Source organism: Candidatus Brocadia sinica JPN1 (genome assembly GCF_000949635.1).
Classification (GTDB): domain Bacteria; phylum Planctomycetota; class Brocadiia; order Brocadiales; family Brocadiaceae; genus Brocadia; species Brocadia sinica.
In genome coordinates, this window is the sequence record NZ_BAFN01000001.1 from 642,032 (window position 1) to 657,455 (window position 15,424).

The window sequence follows — 15,424 nt, forward strand, 5'->3', positions numbered from 1 at the left end:
GTTACGGTATTTATTCTTCTGAGTCTCTTTTTTTATTTTTCTTGTTTTTGTTCTTTTTCACCCTTTATCATCTTTGTTGATTTTATGGTGGTATCTCCCTCTACTGCAACAAAATTTTTGATCTTCTCAAATTTTTTATCGCCCACGCCACTTACCTTTTTGATGTCATCAATAGCTTGAAAATTACCATTATTTGTCCTGTAGTTTATAATTTCTGCAGCCAACTTAGGGCCAATACCTGGCAATAATGCAATCTGGTCTTCGGTAGCTGCATTAATATTTACCTTTCCTTCTATCTCCACGGCAGAAAAGCAAATCCTTACCTGACAGACAAAACCAACCACAAGCATCAGCACAACTGCCACAAAAGATTTACGAATTGTGTGCATAGCAACCTCCTTTAATAAAAGATTTTTAAACAGAATCCCAAAGGCCTTTGATTGCAAAACAAACACGTGTACAGGACTGCAATAAGCAAAACATAAACCGAAAACCAAAAAATCTTTAAAAGACAAACAATTTACTTTAACCATTGAAATCCTAGCTAGTAACAGAATATTGTAATTTTATCAATATGTATTAGGGAAGAGAATGAACAGGGCAAGGATAATACAAAAAAGATCACAAGAATGAACAAAATTGCTGATTGCTGTATCAATAAGAAAGGACACGCATCTGCGTGTCCTTTCTACTTTTTCAACTCCTTCAAGTATTTTTATAGCAACCTATTTCTTTTTATCCCGTAAGGATTCTATTACCTCATCGACAAGACCATAGGCTTTTGCCTCTTGCGAAGACATATAAAAATCACGGTCTACATCTGCTTCGATACGTTCCAACGGTTGCCCTGTGTGTTTTACAAGAATTTCATTCAGACATTTCTTCATCCGCAGTATTTCTTCTGCCTGAATACTAATATCTGTTGCCGTACCCCTCATACCGCCCCATGGCTGATGAAGCATAATACGCGTATGGGGAAGGCCATATCTTTTTCCTTTTGTTCCACCAGCAAGGAGGATAGCGGCCATGCTATAAGCCTGACCAATACAGAATGTTGCGACATCACATTGTACAAATTGCATGGTGTCGTAAATAGCCAGACCGGATGTAATTGAACCTCCTGGAGAATTGATGTAAATGTTGATATCCTGATTTTTGTTCTCGTTTTGGAGAAATAGTATTTGTGCTATAACCAGGTTTGACAATGTGTCCTCAATGGCTGAGCCAATAAAAATGATACGGTCTTTCAGTAACCTTGAAAATATATCATAATGCCTTTCGCCATATCCGGTCTTTTCAACAACATATGGCACAAAAAGCGCGCCATACTTGTTCTTGACATTTACCACAGGAAATTCACCGTTTTCCAAATACGACAAATACTCTTTATACACAAATAACTTCCTTTCGTTTATTTTGCTCCAGTTCCTGATTTTCTTGGGTTTGTAACCTTACCCTTCTATGCTGGCTTCCTTGAGGAGAAAATTCATCACCTTATTTTCTCGCATATCGTTTCGCAAATAGGACAGATTCCCCTGACGCTCCAGCTGCTTGCGAACCCGTGCGATGTCTGTATTATACGATCGCGCAATATCGGCAATTTGCTGTTCCACTTCATTTTCGGTAATAAATATCTTCTCCTTTTCGGCAATATGATTCATGATAAGAGAAGCTTTGAGTTCCCGCATTACCGATTCTGCAGATGCATTTTTAATCGCATCCGCTTGCTTTTGAATTTCTTCCAAAGGAACGCCCCTGTTTAATAAATCCAATTGATGCTTGTACACCCTTTGGTCTGTATGATGATTCAAAAAATCTTGCGGCAATTCAAGCTTTGTTTGATCCAAAAGGACATCAAGTACCTGATTCTTCAAATCGTCTTCAACCCATTTCTTTTTATCAATTTCAATTCGTTTGCGAATATTGGATTTGAAATCTTCTAAAGAATCGAATCCCATTGTCTTTGCAAAATCATCATGAATATCGGCAGGAATTAGACGCTTGATTTCTTTTACCTTAAGCCTTATCTTCGCATCTTTTCCCCGATATTCTTCTTTAACAAAATTGTCCGATAATTTCACATCAATTTTGCACTCTTCACCGGACTTCATGTTTTCCAATTTAGCGGCTAAATCCTGTATCGTTGTATTGGCAACCGGAACACCATTCACGACAGGAATCTCAACATCATCATCTTCGAACACAGTATTTCCGCCAACCTCTACTTTACAATCACCGATGATATGATCTCCTTTTTTCACCGTTCCCTCTTTAACAACGGTAAGTTGCGCCTTTCGAAAGGCCATATCCATTAATACTTTTTGCACATCTTCGTCAGTTGCATTGGCTGGCTTTTTCTTTAATTTCAAACCCTTGTATTGATTAATCTCAAAAGACGGCCACACCTCCAATGTCACATCAAATGTAAGGGGTTTTCCCATTTCCAGTTCTATTTCACTAAATTTGGGATTACCCACTGGGCTCAGTTTCTGCTCTTCAAGTGTCTTTTGGTAACAATCACTAACAACCGATTGTTTTACCTCGTCTTTAATCTGTGAACCAAACCGCTTTTCAACTAATTTTCTCGGCGCACGGCCTTTTCTAAAACCGGGCAATTCTACCGTATCACAAACCTCTATTGTCTTCTTTTCAAACTCACCCTCGATTGTTTCCTTAGGTATTTCGAATTTTAAAACCTTTTTACAAGGCCCTGCATCTTCAATTGTTACATTCATCGTATTATTATCCTGCAATACTTTTCCATCCAAAATAAATAAATGGAGCGGGTGATGGGGTTCGAACCCACGACATTCACGTTGGCAACGTGACGCTCTACCACTGAGCTACACCCGCTACTTAATTCAAATCTATTTTCTGGTGCGAGAGGGGGGAATCGAACCCCCACGCCGTAAGGCACAAGATCCTAAATCTTGCGCGTCTGCCAGTTCCGCCACCCTCGCCCAATATGGCAATAAAATTACACCCTTGGCGGAATTCCTGAATCTACTTTTTCCCTTTGGTAAAAACAAACGAGAATTAAACCGGATCTTTGGCGCTCAAAAGACAACTGCATCGTAATAGATGGTGCGCCCTGAAAGATTCGAACTTTCGACCCACTGATTAAGAGTCAGTTGCTCTACCAACTGAGCTAAGGGCGCCCTTAACGGTTTATGCGGAAAAAGTCAAAAAGGTTCTTATGAATAACGCGCCCGGCAGGACTTGAACCTGCAACCGTTGGATTCGAAGTCCACCACTCTATCCAATTGAGCTACGAGCGCAAAATTTTTCGCGCAAAAGCACGTTATATTTATACTTAAGATAGCTCAAAACACCGCTACATGAAACGATATCGACTAAGACACAAATTATAATTACTTTTTTAAAAAAGTCAACTGCATTCCCCGTAGGAATACATTGCCAAAAATACTTTAACAGAAAGTATTTGATTTCAATAAACAAATAAGTCCCGCAACAAAAATTTTGGCGCGGGACTCAAAATTGGGGTGAGCGACGGGATTCGAACCCGCGACCCTTAGAGCCACAGTCTAATGCTCTATCCAACTGAGCTACGCTCACCACAGTGTGTAATTACTGGCAACCTGAATTTTTATATATGGCGCGCCAGGAAGGATTTGAACCCTCGACCGCCGGATTAGAAATCCGATGCTCTATCCAGCTGAGCTACTGGCGCTCAAACTTAGGTAAAATTATATCAATAATAGATTAAATATCAATACAATTTTAGAGTTTGAATGCAATAGCTTTACATTCGAACCGGCACTAACATAGCCATTGACTCAATAGTCTTTCTGAGTGGTGTATTTCTCACATATCTCCAGTTTTCATCTTTTATTCCTCGCTCTGGAGAGGTAATATTGTTGACGACAGGAAATCCCCTAATCCCCTTTTTAAATGTAAAGGCCCGTGTCCTGGAACCTGCCTCACCCATCGGAATAACGTCCGTAATGAAGTCTACGAATACCTGCGCATCATCAAAAATTTCTGTGGTTATAACCTGCCCTTTCTTAAAATTGCCTATCGTTGCATCCGGAACGATTTCTGCAAGGTTAATGCAGATAAATATCGCATTCTCTCCTACATGGATAGCACTTCTGGGTATTCCCACCACCATGTCTTTGAATATGGCATCTACAAATATCTTTTTAAAGAAATGTTTTGTAGCTTCCAGGGCATTGCCAGGGGTATTTTCACCTTTGGGTGTATATTTGCCTAATGTTATCCCACTTGCAATATCTTTAAAAAAATCAACCACGGCGCCTACAACTCCCACTTTCTTGCCATTTTGAATGCGGCCTTCTTCATCAATATACTTAAAGGACGCACCATGACCAATATCCTTAATTATATTTATGAAGTTTTCTCCAACATCTTTGAAATCTTTTCCTACCCTTACAAGAAATTTAGATTGATCCGAATTATAATCCATTACATCAACATCTTTATCTAAATTGAAATAATCCCCTCCCGGATTTGATAACAATTGGTCCTCTTTGTATTTTTTAAACTGCTCTTTCAGCGCCGAAGATGTATTCTCTTTAAAATCTGGATGCCCAGCCCGTCCCTCAAAAGTATTCCGTTCAAGCTGGGATAGTATCCCCCCCTTAATTCTGGTTGTCACGGTATCACAGCTGAACCCAGCCCTTAACTCTTGCTTTTTTAATTCATCATAGATTACTTTTTCAAAAGGAGATGTTTCTACGCTATCGTAGGCACCTACTAAAATACTGAAATCCCCCTGTTTATTGCTCATCCCCACCCTGGATGTTTCTAGCATATCTCCCATCCCTTTAGAAAAATGATTCCATACAAAATACTCCAGCTGTATTGATTTGAGCAAAATATATACCTTAATACTCCCCCGCTTTTGTATATTCTCTAAACAATACACGCTATTTCCATAAATTGCATTTTTATAAGTAGTTATAACAGAGTCCTAACTATAATATAAAAATACACCTCCAGTGGAAGAGACATTACAGAGGAATGTATTTCCTACCTCATGTAGAATAACTTGCGTATACTATATTGTTACGTGATATAAAAATACGGCACGTTTTTCAAATTCATCTTTCATTATCAACAGATACTTTCTATACTGAAAAGATGACTATCAAAATCGAACTGAGTACAATGTGTTTTTACCATGGTGACGTCCTTGCAAAGATCAAGCGATGCAGGAACCTAATTGAATCACACGGCTATGAATTTGCCCTTCAGTTGCATAATTCTATTACCAATGACTTGTACAACAAAATTAAGGGTCTTGATGCCATGTTTACTATGCATGCACCTATACTCTCAGACCACTTTATCAATCTGGCAAACGATGACTTCCCTACCATCCTTGCATCATTTCAAAACACCGCTTCTGTTATGCAATCCTTGCAAAGCACTGTCGCGCTATTTCACGGTTTTTTTATGACCCAGAAACCTATTAAAAATGACCCTGCCAATTACAGCAAGGTCTTAAGTGACGCAATCGACAATAAATATCGATTAAAAGATACACGTGTTATGGATCCCGCATTTCTGAAAACCGAAGAGTACAGAAATTATCAAAACACCGTAAAAAAAAATATGAGACTGCTAAGAGAAAGGTATCCATCATACACTCTTTGCGTGGAAAATGACTTTCCTGGCATTGGCAATGGAAACCAAACACCTGCACACCTAATCTATCTTGATTGTCCGATTTGGCTCGATATAGGCCATCTATGGGCATCAGCCATTTTAAACAAGTTTGATTTTTACGCAGGACTTGACGCGGTTTGTAAGCAATGTCAGGTAATCGGTGTCCATATAAATACCAATAGAACCCCGCTCAATTGGAATCTGAAATACCCAGACGGTGACACACACTCGCATCTCTCTCAAGGATATGATATGGACATGAATAAAATTATCTCACTCCTTAAAAAAAATCGGGTTACTCACTATACCATTGAGGTGATTGACGGAGACGTGGAAGACATACATTTTTTTATCGAAACGTATCACTCCGTCAATCAATAAACTTGACAAAATAAAATTTATTTGTATTATCTTGTACTAAATATGGTGTTACCACACAACATTGTCTTAATCTTACATCATAGCGGGGGGCAAGTATCCACGAGATCTTGAATTATTCCATTGAAACCTGTTCATAAAATTCTTATTGCATCAGGCATCGCTATTTTCACCTTTTTGGTTATCATGGGGCCACTGACTTATAAAACCCTTGTTCCCGCCATGAAACACGAATTTATGAACCACTTAATTTCTGTCAGGGAAATTAAAAAATTACAAATTCAAAATTTTTTCCATGAGAGATACGGAGATATTCATATCCTCTCGAAAAATCCCTTGGTTGTTCAAAGTTTACCACGGTTCTCAAATGCCTTTCAGTCTGGCGGGTTTAATGACTCTGCTTACAAACAAGTGGATACCTATTACGGTCCCCTCCTTGAACACTTCCTCAGACAACACGGATATAATAACATATTCTTAGTTGATACGGACGGGAATGTCGTCTTTGGAGTCAAAAGGGACGAATACCTCGGGACTAATTTACGTACCGGAGAATACAGTTCTTTTTCTATCGGAGAAGTATTTAAAGAGGCATTAAATAATGTTAAATTCTCTGATTTGGCATGGTGCGAAGAGGCAAAAGATTTTATATTCATGGGGGCCGCTCCGGTATATGACCTCGCCAACAAACTTTTAGGTGTCGTTGTCGCAGAAACGCCCTATTCTACGATTGATGCCATTTTATCACAGAGAGACGGGCTTGGAGAGACAGGTGAGATTTATATTGTAGGTGATGATAATTTCATGCGATCGAAATCGAGGTTTTTAACACAGAATACCATTCTAAAACTTGAAATCAATACAAAGGCTACCCAAGATGCTTTTCGCGGGAACACCGATATTCAAATTGTAAAGGACTACCGGAATATCCCTGTACTTAGCGCATATACCCCGCTCGATAATCTGAAAGATGTGGCGTGGGTACTCTTGATAGAAATTGATGTAAAAGAGGCATTTTATCCGATTCTCGCTCTTAAAACAAACCTGATTATTATTGGCACAATAATTGGCGGTATTACCGGTATATATCTCTATTTCACCCTCCGGAAAAAACGTGTAAGAAGTAATCTCTCAATGCCTTCGTAGGATATATGCAAACGGGATATTCCCGGAATTGTATGACTTCATTATGGGCAAGTTTTCCTCTAACGGTATCTATTTTTTTCCGTTTCCTTTGAAGTTCGGTGTCTATTTTAGCCAGATTTAATTTATTCAATTCTTTGATTTGATTAAAATAACATCTTTTCTCCTCTTTGCTCATAATCGACATCATCGCTAACAGCTTTTCCTTTTCCTTCACTCTTTTTACAAATTCTGTATCATTCTGTGTTTCTTTTGAAGCATACCGCTCTGGATTATAACTCATGTCCTTCAGTTCATGTTGAAGGACTTGCAAAATTCTGATATCTAAACCAAATGTATCCAATGGCAAAAACAAGGTAGTAGAAATTGTTACAAAGGTTGGAGGGTCAATACCAAAAAATTCTTTCATAATTTCATCAGTAATCGTATCGTATTTTGCCCCTCCAATCCCGTGAATAAAAACGTCTGAAAAGAATAACCGGGAAAACAGAGTCGTCGTAATCGCCCGCGGACGTATCTTCATTTGGCCTTCCTTCAATGCTTTTAATCTCGCTATATTATTTTTAGTCCCGTCGCTTTTTTTCAGAGTAACTACAACATCCACTCCATTGGTAACTTTTATTAATTCCCCTTCCCTCATCATGTAACACTTACCTCTCTGTCCCCCTGCTTTCCATATCCAAAAGGGTAACTCAACTAAATTCGCCGTAATTTTCAAGTCCGGCAGCGGATTTACCTTTGAACGAACTTTGTGGATACTACGGTATTCAGCCAACTTCCCGTTGTAGATTTTAGCAAACCACTCTGCCTCATAGAAAACGTGCAATAAAAAATGATAAAAACCGTCCACATCACACATCCAGGAAACGGGCACTTCAAGATTGCCACGACAAAAGTCCACCTCCAACGCACATCTTGCAGCCGTTAACAAACCCACCATGTCAACACAACCTTTTTGATACCACTCTAATATGCGGTTGATAAAAGTCTCAAACGCGGACTGCATAGACTCGACGGTTGTTTTTATCTTTTCATCGAAAAGATTTTTTTTCAGCAGGTTTAAAACTTCCTCTTTGAATTTGAGTATCGTTTCAGGGCCGTCAAATACGATCTCTTCATATGCCATATGGCTCTTCTCTTTTACAAACGACACCTTCTGAATAGTTGCCTGTTTTTCCGATAACATTGGTACATATATAAAACCCATATTACATGTATCGTTGTCTACAATCATGTTTACGCCAACGCCACCCAGCTTACCAGCTAAATATTGCGTAAGATGATTCTTGATCCACACCCCCGGATAATACAGAATGGGTTCGTGACCCGTCTGGATAATCGGAATACTTTTGATTGCTTCATAATCCAAGTCCAACCCTCTCATGGCTAATTTATCCTGTGCTCTATACCATGATGCATCTTTTTGGCTACTATTCCGCACATACAGACATGGCCCAGACACACTCTTTTGAAGCAGAGATTGAATCCCCACCGTATAATTTGCGGCCATACGTAATACTTCCTCACGGGTTTTATCTCGCAATATCTGAAAAGGAATGCCATTCATTTCGAATTTGTAATTATGTATCTTCTGCCGATTTTCATGTACCAAATCTGGTATACGATCTATTGCTGGATCAACAAAGACTTCCTTGTCATTTTCCGGCACTTTATAGGTAATATTTTTCATTGCCATTTTTGGTTAATTTTGATTAAGTAGGGCAACTTAATGACTGCTTGGGTTTTTCCTTTTAATAAACAATGCAATGCAGCACAACAAATAGTTAGTGCGGCCACGACACAACCAAATTAACCCTCTCTTTACTTTATTGCAAAGGGGAAATGAAGTAAGGCGAACTTAAGTTCGCTTTACAGTGTAGTGGAAAACTTGCAAAAAAGATGTTTTTTACAAAGTAATAGTATAATACTGGATGCACGGTACGAGACGCAAGATAATAGAAGATAAAAACGAAAACTGAATTATACACTAAATAAAAGCATCGTAGCGCGATATATCATATTTTGGAATAAAGACAATGTTGATTGTGAATCTTAATGAAATCCTGTTCTGGACTGAAAGAGAAGATTTGGAAAGTGACGAAACGTCTAGCAGGCACCCGCTTGGAACAGAGACGTTTGCCGGACAGCTTGCAGAGTTGATACTTCCAGGACTTACCACAATAACATGGCTGGTTTGATACTTAACGCTTATTTGTTTATGGTTAAGGTTTATCGATAAAGCTCACTGGCGGCAATGGAGCACAGAGGGCCGGTGCAGCGCGTTGTTAGGTTCTGATTCTATTAATCCAATACATTGGTTCACGGTGTAAGTGTGCAATAGCGATAACATAAATATGGTCTTTTTCAATGGAGTATAATACTTTGTAAGGAAACTTATGAAGAATATGCCTTCTAATGTTTTCACTTTCTTGAGAACCAATTTCTGGCATTTTTTTGATTATATTAATGGCTCTTTTGACTTCTTGTTCAAATCTTTTTCCTAAACCTGTTACTTCAATTTCATAATATTCTTTTCCATCATCAAATTCTTTTTTGGCCAATTCATCGAATATCACTCTCATAAAGCTTATCTAAATACCTCTTCTGCAGGTATCCCTTTTGTTTTACCGGCTCTGTAATCTTTAAGTCTGGACTCAGCTTCCTGTATCCATTTTTTTGATATCTCCGGATCTGGTTTATCTAAGCTGGTTACCAAAGCCTCAATTAATATAATTTTGTCCTGCGGTTTTAATTCCAATGCTTTTTCGATTAATGCGTTATTAACTGACATAATTGTATTCCTTTCTATTTATTTTTTACACTTAACGTGGAGAGCACGGGCGCCGCGTAGCGGCGTCCCAGGCCAACTTTAGTTGGCCGAGTGGCTTGACTTGTTAATCGTCTACGGGACTAAATGGTGTATCAAGTAGCAACTGATAAAAAGCCAAATCTAGCCAACGCCCAAACTTAAAACCTACCTGTGGCAAAGTACCGACTAGCCTAAATCCTAATTTCTCATGCAATACGACACTGGCGACGTTTTTTGCATCAATACCACCAATAAGTGAGTGATATTGCTGCTCCCTAGCAATTTCAATTAGTCGCCTCATTAGAAATAAACCGATACCTTTTCCTCTATGATCCTTATGTATATATACCGAGTGTTCCACCGTATATTTATATGCAGGCCACGCGCGAAATGTTCCGTAGGAGGCAAAGCCTAGCAATGTTCTATCGTCATCCACACAACCAATAACAGGAAATTTATTTTTAGCTTTAACCGAAAACCAATTTTCCATGCTCTCAATACTACGCGCCTTATAGTCATATAACGCCGTAGAATTGGCTATTGCTTCATTCAGTATTTCAAGAACGGAAACTGCATGCTTTTCGAATGAGCAATCTACAAGTTGCATATGAACTCTCAAATGACGATTAACAATATTATTAACAAGTTTTCTTTTATCTAACAAACAGCACAGCGTAAGTCAAGGAATAATTGACATAAATGTAGACATATAAAATTTTCGTTACTATAATTCTAACTTGTTAACATTACAAATTGAGTGATATCAAGAAAGTAGGATAAGTATTCATGCTCAATATTCCTGCCGCTTTATTTACTAAATATAGTCTCTTGCTGAATAAAAAATCGGTTCCAAATTCCCTTCATAATAATTATAAGAAGTGGTTGCGGTACTATCTTGATTTCTGCCATAAATACTGTCATGGGTATGCTGAGAGGGAATCCCTTAAACATTTCATGATCAAATTGCACGAGAAGAACCTGTCTCTTGCTATGCAGAAAGAGGCGGCAAGGGCCGTGGAGTTTTATTATGAGATGCTGGGAAACAACCCTCACCCTGTCCCTCTCCCTGAGGGAGAGGGAAGTATTGGTAGTCATCTCCCCGTGAGGAGAGAGGGGTAATAATAAAGAAGGGGAATACGGGAGGGGTGCGGGCAAATCCGGAACAGGCTATTCCGCTCCTCTCCCCGTAAAAGAAGAGCAGAATACAGGTAAAGATGCGGGGGCGAAAGCGGAGGAGTTGCCAGCATTAGAGTGGGACACGGTTTACTCAGGCCTGTTTGCGGAGATTAAGGTAAGGCATTATTCCCCGAAGACCTTGAGATCATATTCTACATGGGTGCGGAAGTTCCAAGCCTTTAGAAAAAGCAAGAAACCTTCTGATTTGAATCCATCCGATGTGAAGGATTTCATACGCTTTCTGGCTGTGCAATGCCGCGTTTCGGCTTCTTCTCAGAACCAGGCGTTTAATGCCCTTTTGTTTTTATACAGACGAGTGCTAAAAACCGATTTTGGCGACCAGAGCGATAATGTGATGGCCAGACGGACCAGATATATGCCTGTTGTGCTGTCTCGGGAGGAAGTGGATTTGGTAATAGGCAACCTTAAGTATCCTTATGACCTTGTGGTTAGTCTTTTGTACGGTCGCGGCCTCCGGCTGTTTGAGTGCATGAAGCTCAGGCTGCACAATTTTAATTTAGATGCAGGGATATTGACGGTGCATGACGGGAAGGGGAAGAAAGACAGGATTGTGCCGCTTCCAAGATCTATCGTTCCGCAAATTAAAAACCATATTACCTATGTGACGGAACTGCATCAAAAAGACCTCGATGCCGGTTATACGGGAGCATTTGTTGAAGGACTTCTTAAAAAGAAGTATAAAAATATCGGGAAGGATCTGATCTGGCAGTGGTTCTTTCCGGCCAAGACATTGACGCTTGTCCCCGATGAGGGCAAATACAGGAGGTATCATCTCCATGAAACGCATGTGAATAAGGCGATACGGCGAGCTGTGAGGAAGGCAAAGATACTGAAGAGGGTGCCATCCCACACCTTTCGTCATAGTTTCGCAACCCATCTGTTGCAAGCTAACTACGATATCCGCACCATTCAGGAGATGCTGGGGCACAGTGATGTAAGGACGACTATGATATACACTCATACGATCAAAAGCCAGACTGTCAAAGAGGTAAAAAGCCCGCTTGATTTCTGATTATAGGGTAAGCTCCCCCCCTGAGTAATTAAGGGCTGCCATAGCTAAGTTTTAATTCAAAAAGTCATTACCACCAACATAGCGGTTGGCAATGACTTTTTACTTGGTACAGGGAAGCGACTTTCTGATGATGAAAACGGAGAATATGCAGACTTTGGTGAAGCAGAAAAGGAGGAAAAAATGTTTCCATTACCGGAAGATGTGGTAAGATTATTAACAATGCATTTAGGTGTATCAGATAAAAATTTAGAGGAGGCATAGAATAATGGGCACAAAAACTTTAAATAAATTAATCGAAGATTTTAGCCAGTTACCGTTAAAGGATAAGGAGTATGCGATAGATGTTATAAAGAAACAATTAACAGAGGCTAAAAGGGATGCAATTGCGAAAAGAGCTAAAGAGGCTATGACTAATCTCAAAAAGAGACTGGTTAAAAGAGGAACTGTAAAAGATTTATATAAGAATTTAGAAGGGGATTAGAATAGCATGGGATCAGGGGTTCAAACGGATTTACAAAAAGAAGGTAAAATATAATGACGAACTTAAAAAGAAATTCTGAGAAGCTACAGCGTTATTTGCAAAAAACCCTTTTAATCCACGATTAAAACATATAAATTGGTAGGAAAACTTGAGGGCCTTTGGGCATTTAGCATTGGCTATGATTACAGAGTGGTTTTTAGGTTTATAGATGCTAAAGAAGTTTTGCTAATAGATGTTGGAACTCACGACGAAGTTTATTAATTCACCATAAAGACACAAAGGACGCAAAGAATAACCTTAAAACAAAAAGACAGAGAATTTATTTATAACAACTACTTTACGTTCAGGAAAATGAAATGATCGAAGAGAATAAAGAAAAGATTTTGATCCTCGACTTTGGCTCTCAATATGCCCAGCTGATTGCACGTCGGGTAAGAGAGAATAACGTTTACAGCGAGATTGTATCACACAAGATTACCACAGCGGAGATACAGAAGGCCAACCCGAAGGGTATTATCCTCAGCGGCGGCCCAGCCAGCGTGTACGTAAAGAACGCCCCGCGATGTGACGAAGGAATAGCTACCCTGGGAATACCCATATTGGGTATCTGCTATGGAATGCAACTGGGGTGTCAGATGCTGGGAGCCACGGTAAAACCAACGCCTACTCGTGAATACGGAAGGACGGCCTGTACGGTTAACAACGAAAGCAAGTTATTCAAATCACTTGTCAAAGACATCACCGTATGGATGAGTCACGGTGATCAGGTTGTTGAATTACCTGCGGAATTCGAGTCACTTGCATTTACCCGGAACTGCCCCTATGCCGCCGTAAAATATAAAAAGATGGCATTCTACGGTGTGCAGTTCCACCCCGAAGTTACCCACACGCCACAGGGAAGTCAGATCATCCGTAATTTTCTTTATGAAATTTGTGGTTGCACAGGCGACTGGAAGATGTATTCCTATATAGAAAAATCTGTGAGTGACATTCGCAGACAGGTCGGAGACAGAAAGGTAGTATGTGGACTATCGGGCGGCGTTGATTCTGCCGTCACGGCAGCACTCATCCATAAGGCCATTGGGAACCACCTGTCCTGTATTTTTGTCGATAACGGACTTCTGAGGAACTACGAGGCCGATGAGGTTATAAAAACGTTTAAAGAGAATTTTACAGTAGACCTGCACGCCATTGATGCGCGCAATAGGTTTTTAGAGAAACTAAAAGGCGTAACTGATCCTGAAAAAAAACGCAAGATCATTGGATACGAATTCATTGAGATTTTCAAAGAAGAGGCAAAGAAGATATCTCAGGCAAAATTCCTGGCACAGGGTACGCTTTATCCTGATGTCATCGAAAGCATCCCTGTCCACGGAGGTCCGACAGCAACTATTAAAAGCCATCATAACGTGGGTGGCCTACCGGCAGAATTGGGATTTGAATTGGTAGAGCCTCTGCGATTTTTATTTAAGGATGAGGTACGAAAAATAGGCGAGGAACTTGGATTACCAGAAGAATTGGTCTGGCGTCACCCTTTTCCAGGACCAGGACTCGCCATTCGAATTATTGGCGAGGTGACAAAGCCCCAACTGGAAATCCTTCGCAAAGCAGACAGGATTGTTATTGAAGAAATACGTAAGGCAGGTCTCTATCGCTCCATTGCCCAGTGCTTTGCCGTACTCCTGCCGCTGAGCACTGTTGGGGTCATGGGGGACGAAAGGAGTTATGAAAACGTCATTGCCATCCGTGCTGTAGAAACAACTGACTTCATGACTGCCGACTGGTACCCTATCCCGCATGAGATACTGGGAATCATCTCCAATCGGATTATCAACGAGGTCAATGGCATCAATCGTGTGGTTTATGACATTAGCACGAAACCGCCTAGTACTATCGAATGGGAATAGACACCCTGCGTTTGTGTTCATGATGCTTTTTATGAACTACAAGCTCATTGGTTTATTTAGAGTTTTAAAACATTTTAAAAGGAATGTCTACTTATGAAATGTCCACATTGTCTGGAATCATTCCACGATTTCTACGAGGTTATACCGGTTGGTAACGATGCAAGTGGTGATTGGGGTATCATTAGCCGGAAATGCCCATCCTGTGAGCGGGTGGTACTTGTTCTGGGGAGTGGTAAAATCGGCAGTATCGGAGGCCGGCACATTTTAGAGTACATCAAAGATGAGCGCCTTATTTATCCCAGAGCCCCGAGTCGTGTACCGCTCTCAAAAGAAGTCCCTGAGGAATTTGCAAGGGAATATAAAGAGGCCTGTACGGTTCTTGCTGATAGTCCAAAGGCAAGCGCGGCCTTAAGTCGTCGCTGCCTGCAACGCTTGTTACGAGGAAAGGCACATATTAAGCCATCCAATCTTGCAAATGAAATCCAGGAAGTATTAGACAGCGGAAGTTTGCCACCGTATATAGCGGAGTCCATTGATGATGTTCGGAATATTGGCAACTTTGCAGCCCATCCAATCAAGAGTGAACGGCCCGGTGAAATTGTGGACGTTGAGCCAGGCGAGGCAGATTGGAATCTCGATGTGCTGGAAACCCTGTTTAATTTTTATTTTGTTCAACCGGCAATAATAAAAAAGAAGCGGGAAATACTGAATCTCAAATTGAAGGAAGTTGATAAAAAGGGTACAACAAAGCGTTAATCACCTTCTTACTGTTTAAATACACCAATATAAGAATAAACGCTATAGTAATAATCCCATCACAAACACAAGTAGACACCTTCATATAC

General features: G+C 40.1%; 16 protein-coding genes and 6 tRNA genes. 8 read left to right on the top strand and 14 right to left on the bottom strand.

Going from position 1 to position 15,424, the window contains the following annotated elements:
• Positions 1 to 32: 32 nt before the first annotated feature.
• The 10 genes from BROSI_RS02925 to BROSI_RS02965 all read right to left on the bottom strand — a co-directional run bounded on the left by BROSI_RS02925 (position 33) and on the right by BROSI_RS02965 (position 4,795).
• On the bottom strand, positions 33 to 389 hold the full coding sequence (locus tag BROSI_RS02925) for a ComEA family DNA-binding protein (RefSeq protein ID WP_157842340.1): 357 nt from the start codon (positions 387 to 389) through the stop codon (positions 33 to 35).
• 336 nt (positions 390 to 725) lie between these two features.
• Complete coding sequence (locus tag BROSI_RS02930; protein ID WP_102046814.1) at positions 726 to 1,349, bottom strand: ATP-dependent Clp protease proteolytic subunit; 624 nt, start codon at positions 1,347 to 1,349, stop codon at positions 726 to 728.
• 102 nt (positions 1,350 to 1,451) lie between these two features.
• A complete protein-coding gene (gene tig, locus BROSI_RS18855; RefSeq protein WP_082058991.1) occupies positions 1,452 to 2,735 on the bottom strand; it encodes a trigger factor in 1,284 nt (427 codons plus the stop codon).
• Between the two features lie 43 nt (positions 2,736 to 2,778).
• Positions 2,779 to 2,853 (bottom strand) — tRNA-Gly (locus BROSI_RS02935).
• A 22-nt stretch (positions 2,854 to 2,875) separates the two neighbouring features.
• Positions 2,876 to 2,960: transfer RNA gene (locus BROSI_RS02940), tRNA-Leu, on the bottom strand.
• A gap of 122 nt (positions 2,961 to 3,082) precedes the next feature.
• Positions 3,083 to 3,158 (bottom strand) — tRNA-Lys (locus BROSI_RS02945).
• A gap of 46 nt (positions 3,159 to 3,204) precedes the next feature.
• Positions 3,205 to 3,278, bottom strand: a tRNA-Arg gene (locus BROSI_RS02950).
• A gap of 221 nt (positions 3,279 to 3,499) precedes the next feature.
• A tRNA-His gene (locus tag BROSI_RS02955) sits at positions 3,500 to 3,576 on the bottom strand.
• Positions 3,577 to 3,614: 38 nt separating this feature from the next.
• A tRNA-Arg gene (locus BROSI_RS02960) sits at positions 3,615 to 3,691 on the bottom strand.
• Positions 3,692 to 3,763: 72 nt separating this feature from the next.
• On the bottom strand, positions 3,764 to 4,795 hold the full coding sequence (locus BROSI_RS02965) for a hypothetical protein (protein ID WP_157842341.1): 1,032 nt from the start codon (positions 4,793 to 4,795) through the stop codon (positions 3,764 to 3,766).
• A gap of 329 nt (positions 4,796 to 5,124) precedes the next feature.
• Here BROSI_RS02965 and BROSI_RS02970 point away from each other — a divergent pair, with 329 nt between their 5' ends.
• The gene (locus BROSI_RS02970; protein ID WP_052562230.1) at positions 5,125 to 6,033 is read left to right on the top strand and encodes a hypothetical protein; all 909 of its coding nucleotides are present in this window, start codon (positions 5,125 to 5,127) and stop codon (positions 6,031 to 6,033) included.
• A gap of 120 nt (positions 6,034 to 6,153) precedes the next feature.
• Positions 6,154 to 7,176, top strand: a complete 1,023-nt coding sequence (locus BROSI_RS02975; protein ID WP_052562231.1) for a cache domain-containing protein — start codon at positions 6,154 to 6,156, stop codon at positions 7,174 to 7,176.
• Here the strand turns inward: BROSI_RS02975 and BROSI_RS02980 are convergent.
• Positions 7,127 to 8,869 (bottom strand): hypothetical protein, encoded by a 1,743-nt coding sequence (locus BROSI_RS02980; RefSeq protein WP_157842342.1) that lies wholly within the window; start codon positions 8,867 to 8,869, stop codon positions 7,127 to 7,129. The two genes, BROSI_RS02975 and BROSI_RS02980, sit on opposite strands and share 50 nt — an antisense overlap.
• Positions 8,870 to 9,209: 340 nt before the next feature.
• On the opposite strand from BROSI_RS02980, the gene BROSI_RS19640 reads away from it, so the two are divergent.
• A complete protein-coding gene (locus BROSI_RS19640) occupies positions 9,210 to 9,371 on the top strand; it encodes a hypothetical protein (protein ID WP_157842343.1) in 162 nt (53 codons plus the stop codon).
• Between the two features lie 87 nt (positions 9,372 to 9,458).
• Here BROSI_RS19640 and BROSI_RS02985 read toward each other — a convergent pair whose 3' ends face one another.
• The 3 genes from BROSI_RS02985 to BROSI_RS02995 all read right to left on the bottom strand — a co-directional run bounded on the left by BROSI_RS02985 (position 9,459) and on the right by BROSI_RS02995 (position 10,589).
• The gene (locus BROSI_RS02985; protein ID WP_052562234.1) at positions 9,459 to 9,755 is read right to left on the bottom strand and encodes a type II toxin-antitoxin system RelE/ParE family toxin; all 297 of its coding nucleotides are present in this window, start codon (positions 9,753 to 9,755) and stop codon (positions 9,459 to 9,461) included.
• Between the two features lie 5 nt (positions 9,756 to 9,760).
• Positions 9,761 to 9,964 (bottom strand): addiction module protein, encoded by a 204-nt coding sequence (locus tag BROSI_RS02990; RefSeq protein ID WP_052562236.1) that lies wholly within the window; start codon positions 9,962 to 9,964, stop codon positions 9,761 to 9,763.
• A gap of 103 nt (positions 9,965 to 10,067) precedes the next feature.
• Complete coding sequence (locus tag BROSI_RS02995; protein WP_052562237.1) at positions 10,068 to 10,589, bottom strand: GNAT family N-acetyltransferase; 522 nt, start codon at positions 10,587 to 10,589, stop codon at positions 10,068 to 10,070.
• Between the two features lie 179 nt (positions 10,590 to 10,768).
• Between BROSI_RS02995 and BROSI_RS03000 the strand changes: the two genes are divergently transcribed.
• From BROSI_RS03000 to BROSI_RS03020, 5 genes are all read left to right on the top strand, one after another.
• Positions 10,769 to 11,101: a phage integrase N-terminal SAM-like domain-containing protein gene (locus BROSI_RS03000; protein WP_052562239.1), complete on the top strand. Its 333-nt coding sequence runs from the start codon at positions 10,769 to 10,771 to the stop codon at positions 11,099 to 11,101.
• Positions 11,102 to 11,219: 118 nt separating this feature from the next.
• On the top strand, positions 11,220 to 12,191 hold the full coding sequence (locus BROSI_RS03005; protein ID WP_052562240.1) for an integron integrase: 972 nt from the start codon (positions 11,220 to 11,222) through the stop codon (positions 12,189 to 12,191).
• A 265-nt stretch (positions 12,192 to 12,456) separates the two neighbouring features.
• Positions 12,457 to 12,672, top strand: a complete 216-nt coding sequence (locus BROSI_RS03010) for a hypothetical protein (protein ID WP_052562241.1) — start codon at positions 12,457 to 12,459, stop codon at positions 12,670 to 12,672.
• A 356-nt stretch (positions 12,673 to 13,028) separates the two neighbouring features.
• Complete coding sequence (gene guaA / locus BROSI_RS03015; protein ID WP_082058992.1) at positions 13,029 to 14,579, top strand: glutamine-hydrolyzing GMP synthase; 1,551 nt, start codon at positions 13,029 to 13,031, stop codon at positions 14,577 to 14,579.
• 93 nt (positions 14,580 to 14,672) lie between these two features.
• Positions 14,673 to 15,335 (top strand): DUF4145 domain-containing protein, encoded by a 663-nt coding sequence (locus BROSI_RS03020; protein ID WP_082058993.1) that lies wholly within the window; start codon positions 14,673 to 14,675, stop codon positions 15,333 to 15,335.
• Positions 15,336 to 15,424 lie beyond the last annotated feature (89 nt).

Excerpts from the sequence above, each read along its gene's own strand:
- BROSI_RS02980 (WP_157842342.1), bottom strand. The coding sequence starts at position 8,869 with ATGGCAATGAAAAATATTACCTATAAAGTGCCGGAAAATGACAAGGAA.
- BROSI_RS02995 (WP_052562237.1), bottom strand. The coding sequence starts at position 10,589 with ATGCAACTTGTAGATTGCTCATTCGAAAAGCATGCAGTTTCCGTTCTT.
- BROSI_RS02985 (WP_052562234.1), bottom strand. The coding sequence starts at position 9,755 with ATGAGAGTGATATTCGATGAATTGGCCAAAAAAGAATTTGATGATGGA.
- BROSI_RS19640 (WP_157842343.1), top strand. The coding sequence starts at position 9,210 with ATGTTGATTGTGAATCTTAATGAAATCCTGTTCTGGACTGAAAGAGAA.
- BROSI_RS03020 (WP_082058993.1), top strand. The coding sequence starts at position 14,673 with ATGAAATGTCCACATTGTCTGGAATCATTCCACGATTTCTACGAGGTT.
- BROSI_RS03010 (WP_052562241.1), top strand. The coding sequence starts at position 12,457 with ATGGGCACAAAAACTTTAAATAAATTAATCGAAGATTTTAGCCAGTTA.
- BROSI_RS02925 (WP_157842340.1), bottom strand. The coding sequence starts at position 389 with ATGCACACAATTCGTAAATCTTTTGTGGCAGTTGTGCTGATGCTTGTG.
- BROSI_RS02965 (WP_157842341.1), bottom strand. The coding sequence starts at position 4,795 with ATGCTAGAAACATCCAGGGTGGGGATGAGCAATAAACAGGGGGATTTC.
- BROSI_RS03000 (WP_052562239.1), top strand. The coding sequence starts at position 10,769 with ATGCTCAATATTCCTGCCGCTTTATTTACTAAATATAGTCTCTTGCTG.
- tig (WP_082058991.1), bottom strand. The coding sequence starts at position 2,735 with ATGAATGTAACAATTGAAGATGCAGGGCCTTGTAAAAAGGTTTTAAAA.
- guaA (WP_082058992.1), top strand. The coding sequence starts at position 13,029 with ATGATCGAAGAGAATAAAGAAAAGATTTTGATCCTCGACTTTGGCTCT.
- BROSI_RS02970 (WP_052562230.1), top strand. The coding sequence starts at position 5,125 with ATGACTATCAAAATCGAACTGAGTACAATGTGTTTTTACCATGGTGAC.
- BROSI_RS02990 (WP_052562236.1), bottom strand. The coding sequence starts at position 9,964 with ATGTCAGTTAATAACGCATTAATCGAAAAAGCATTGGAATTAAAACCG.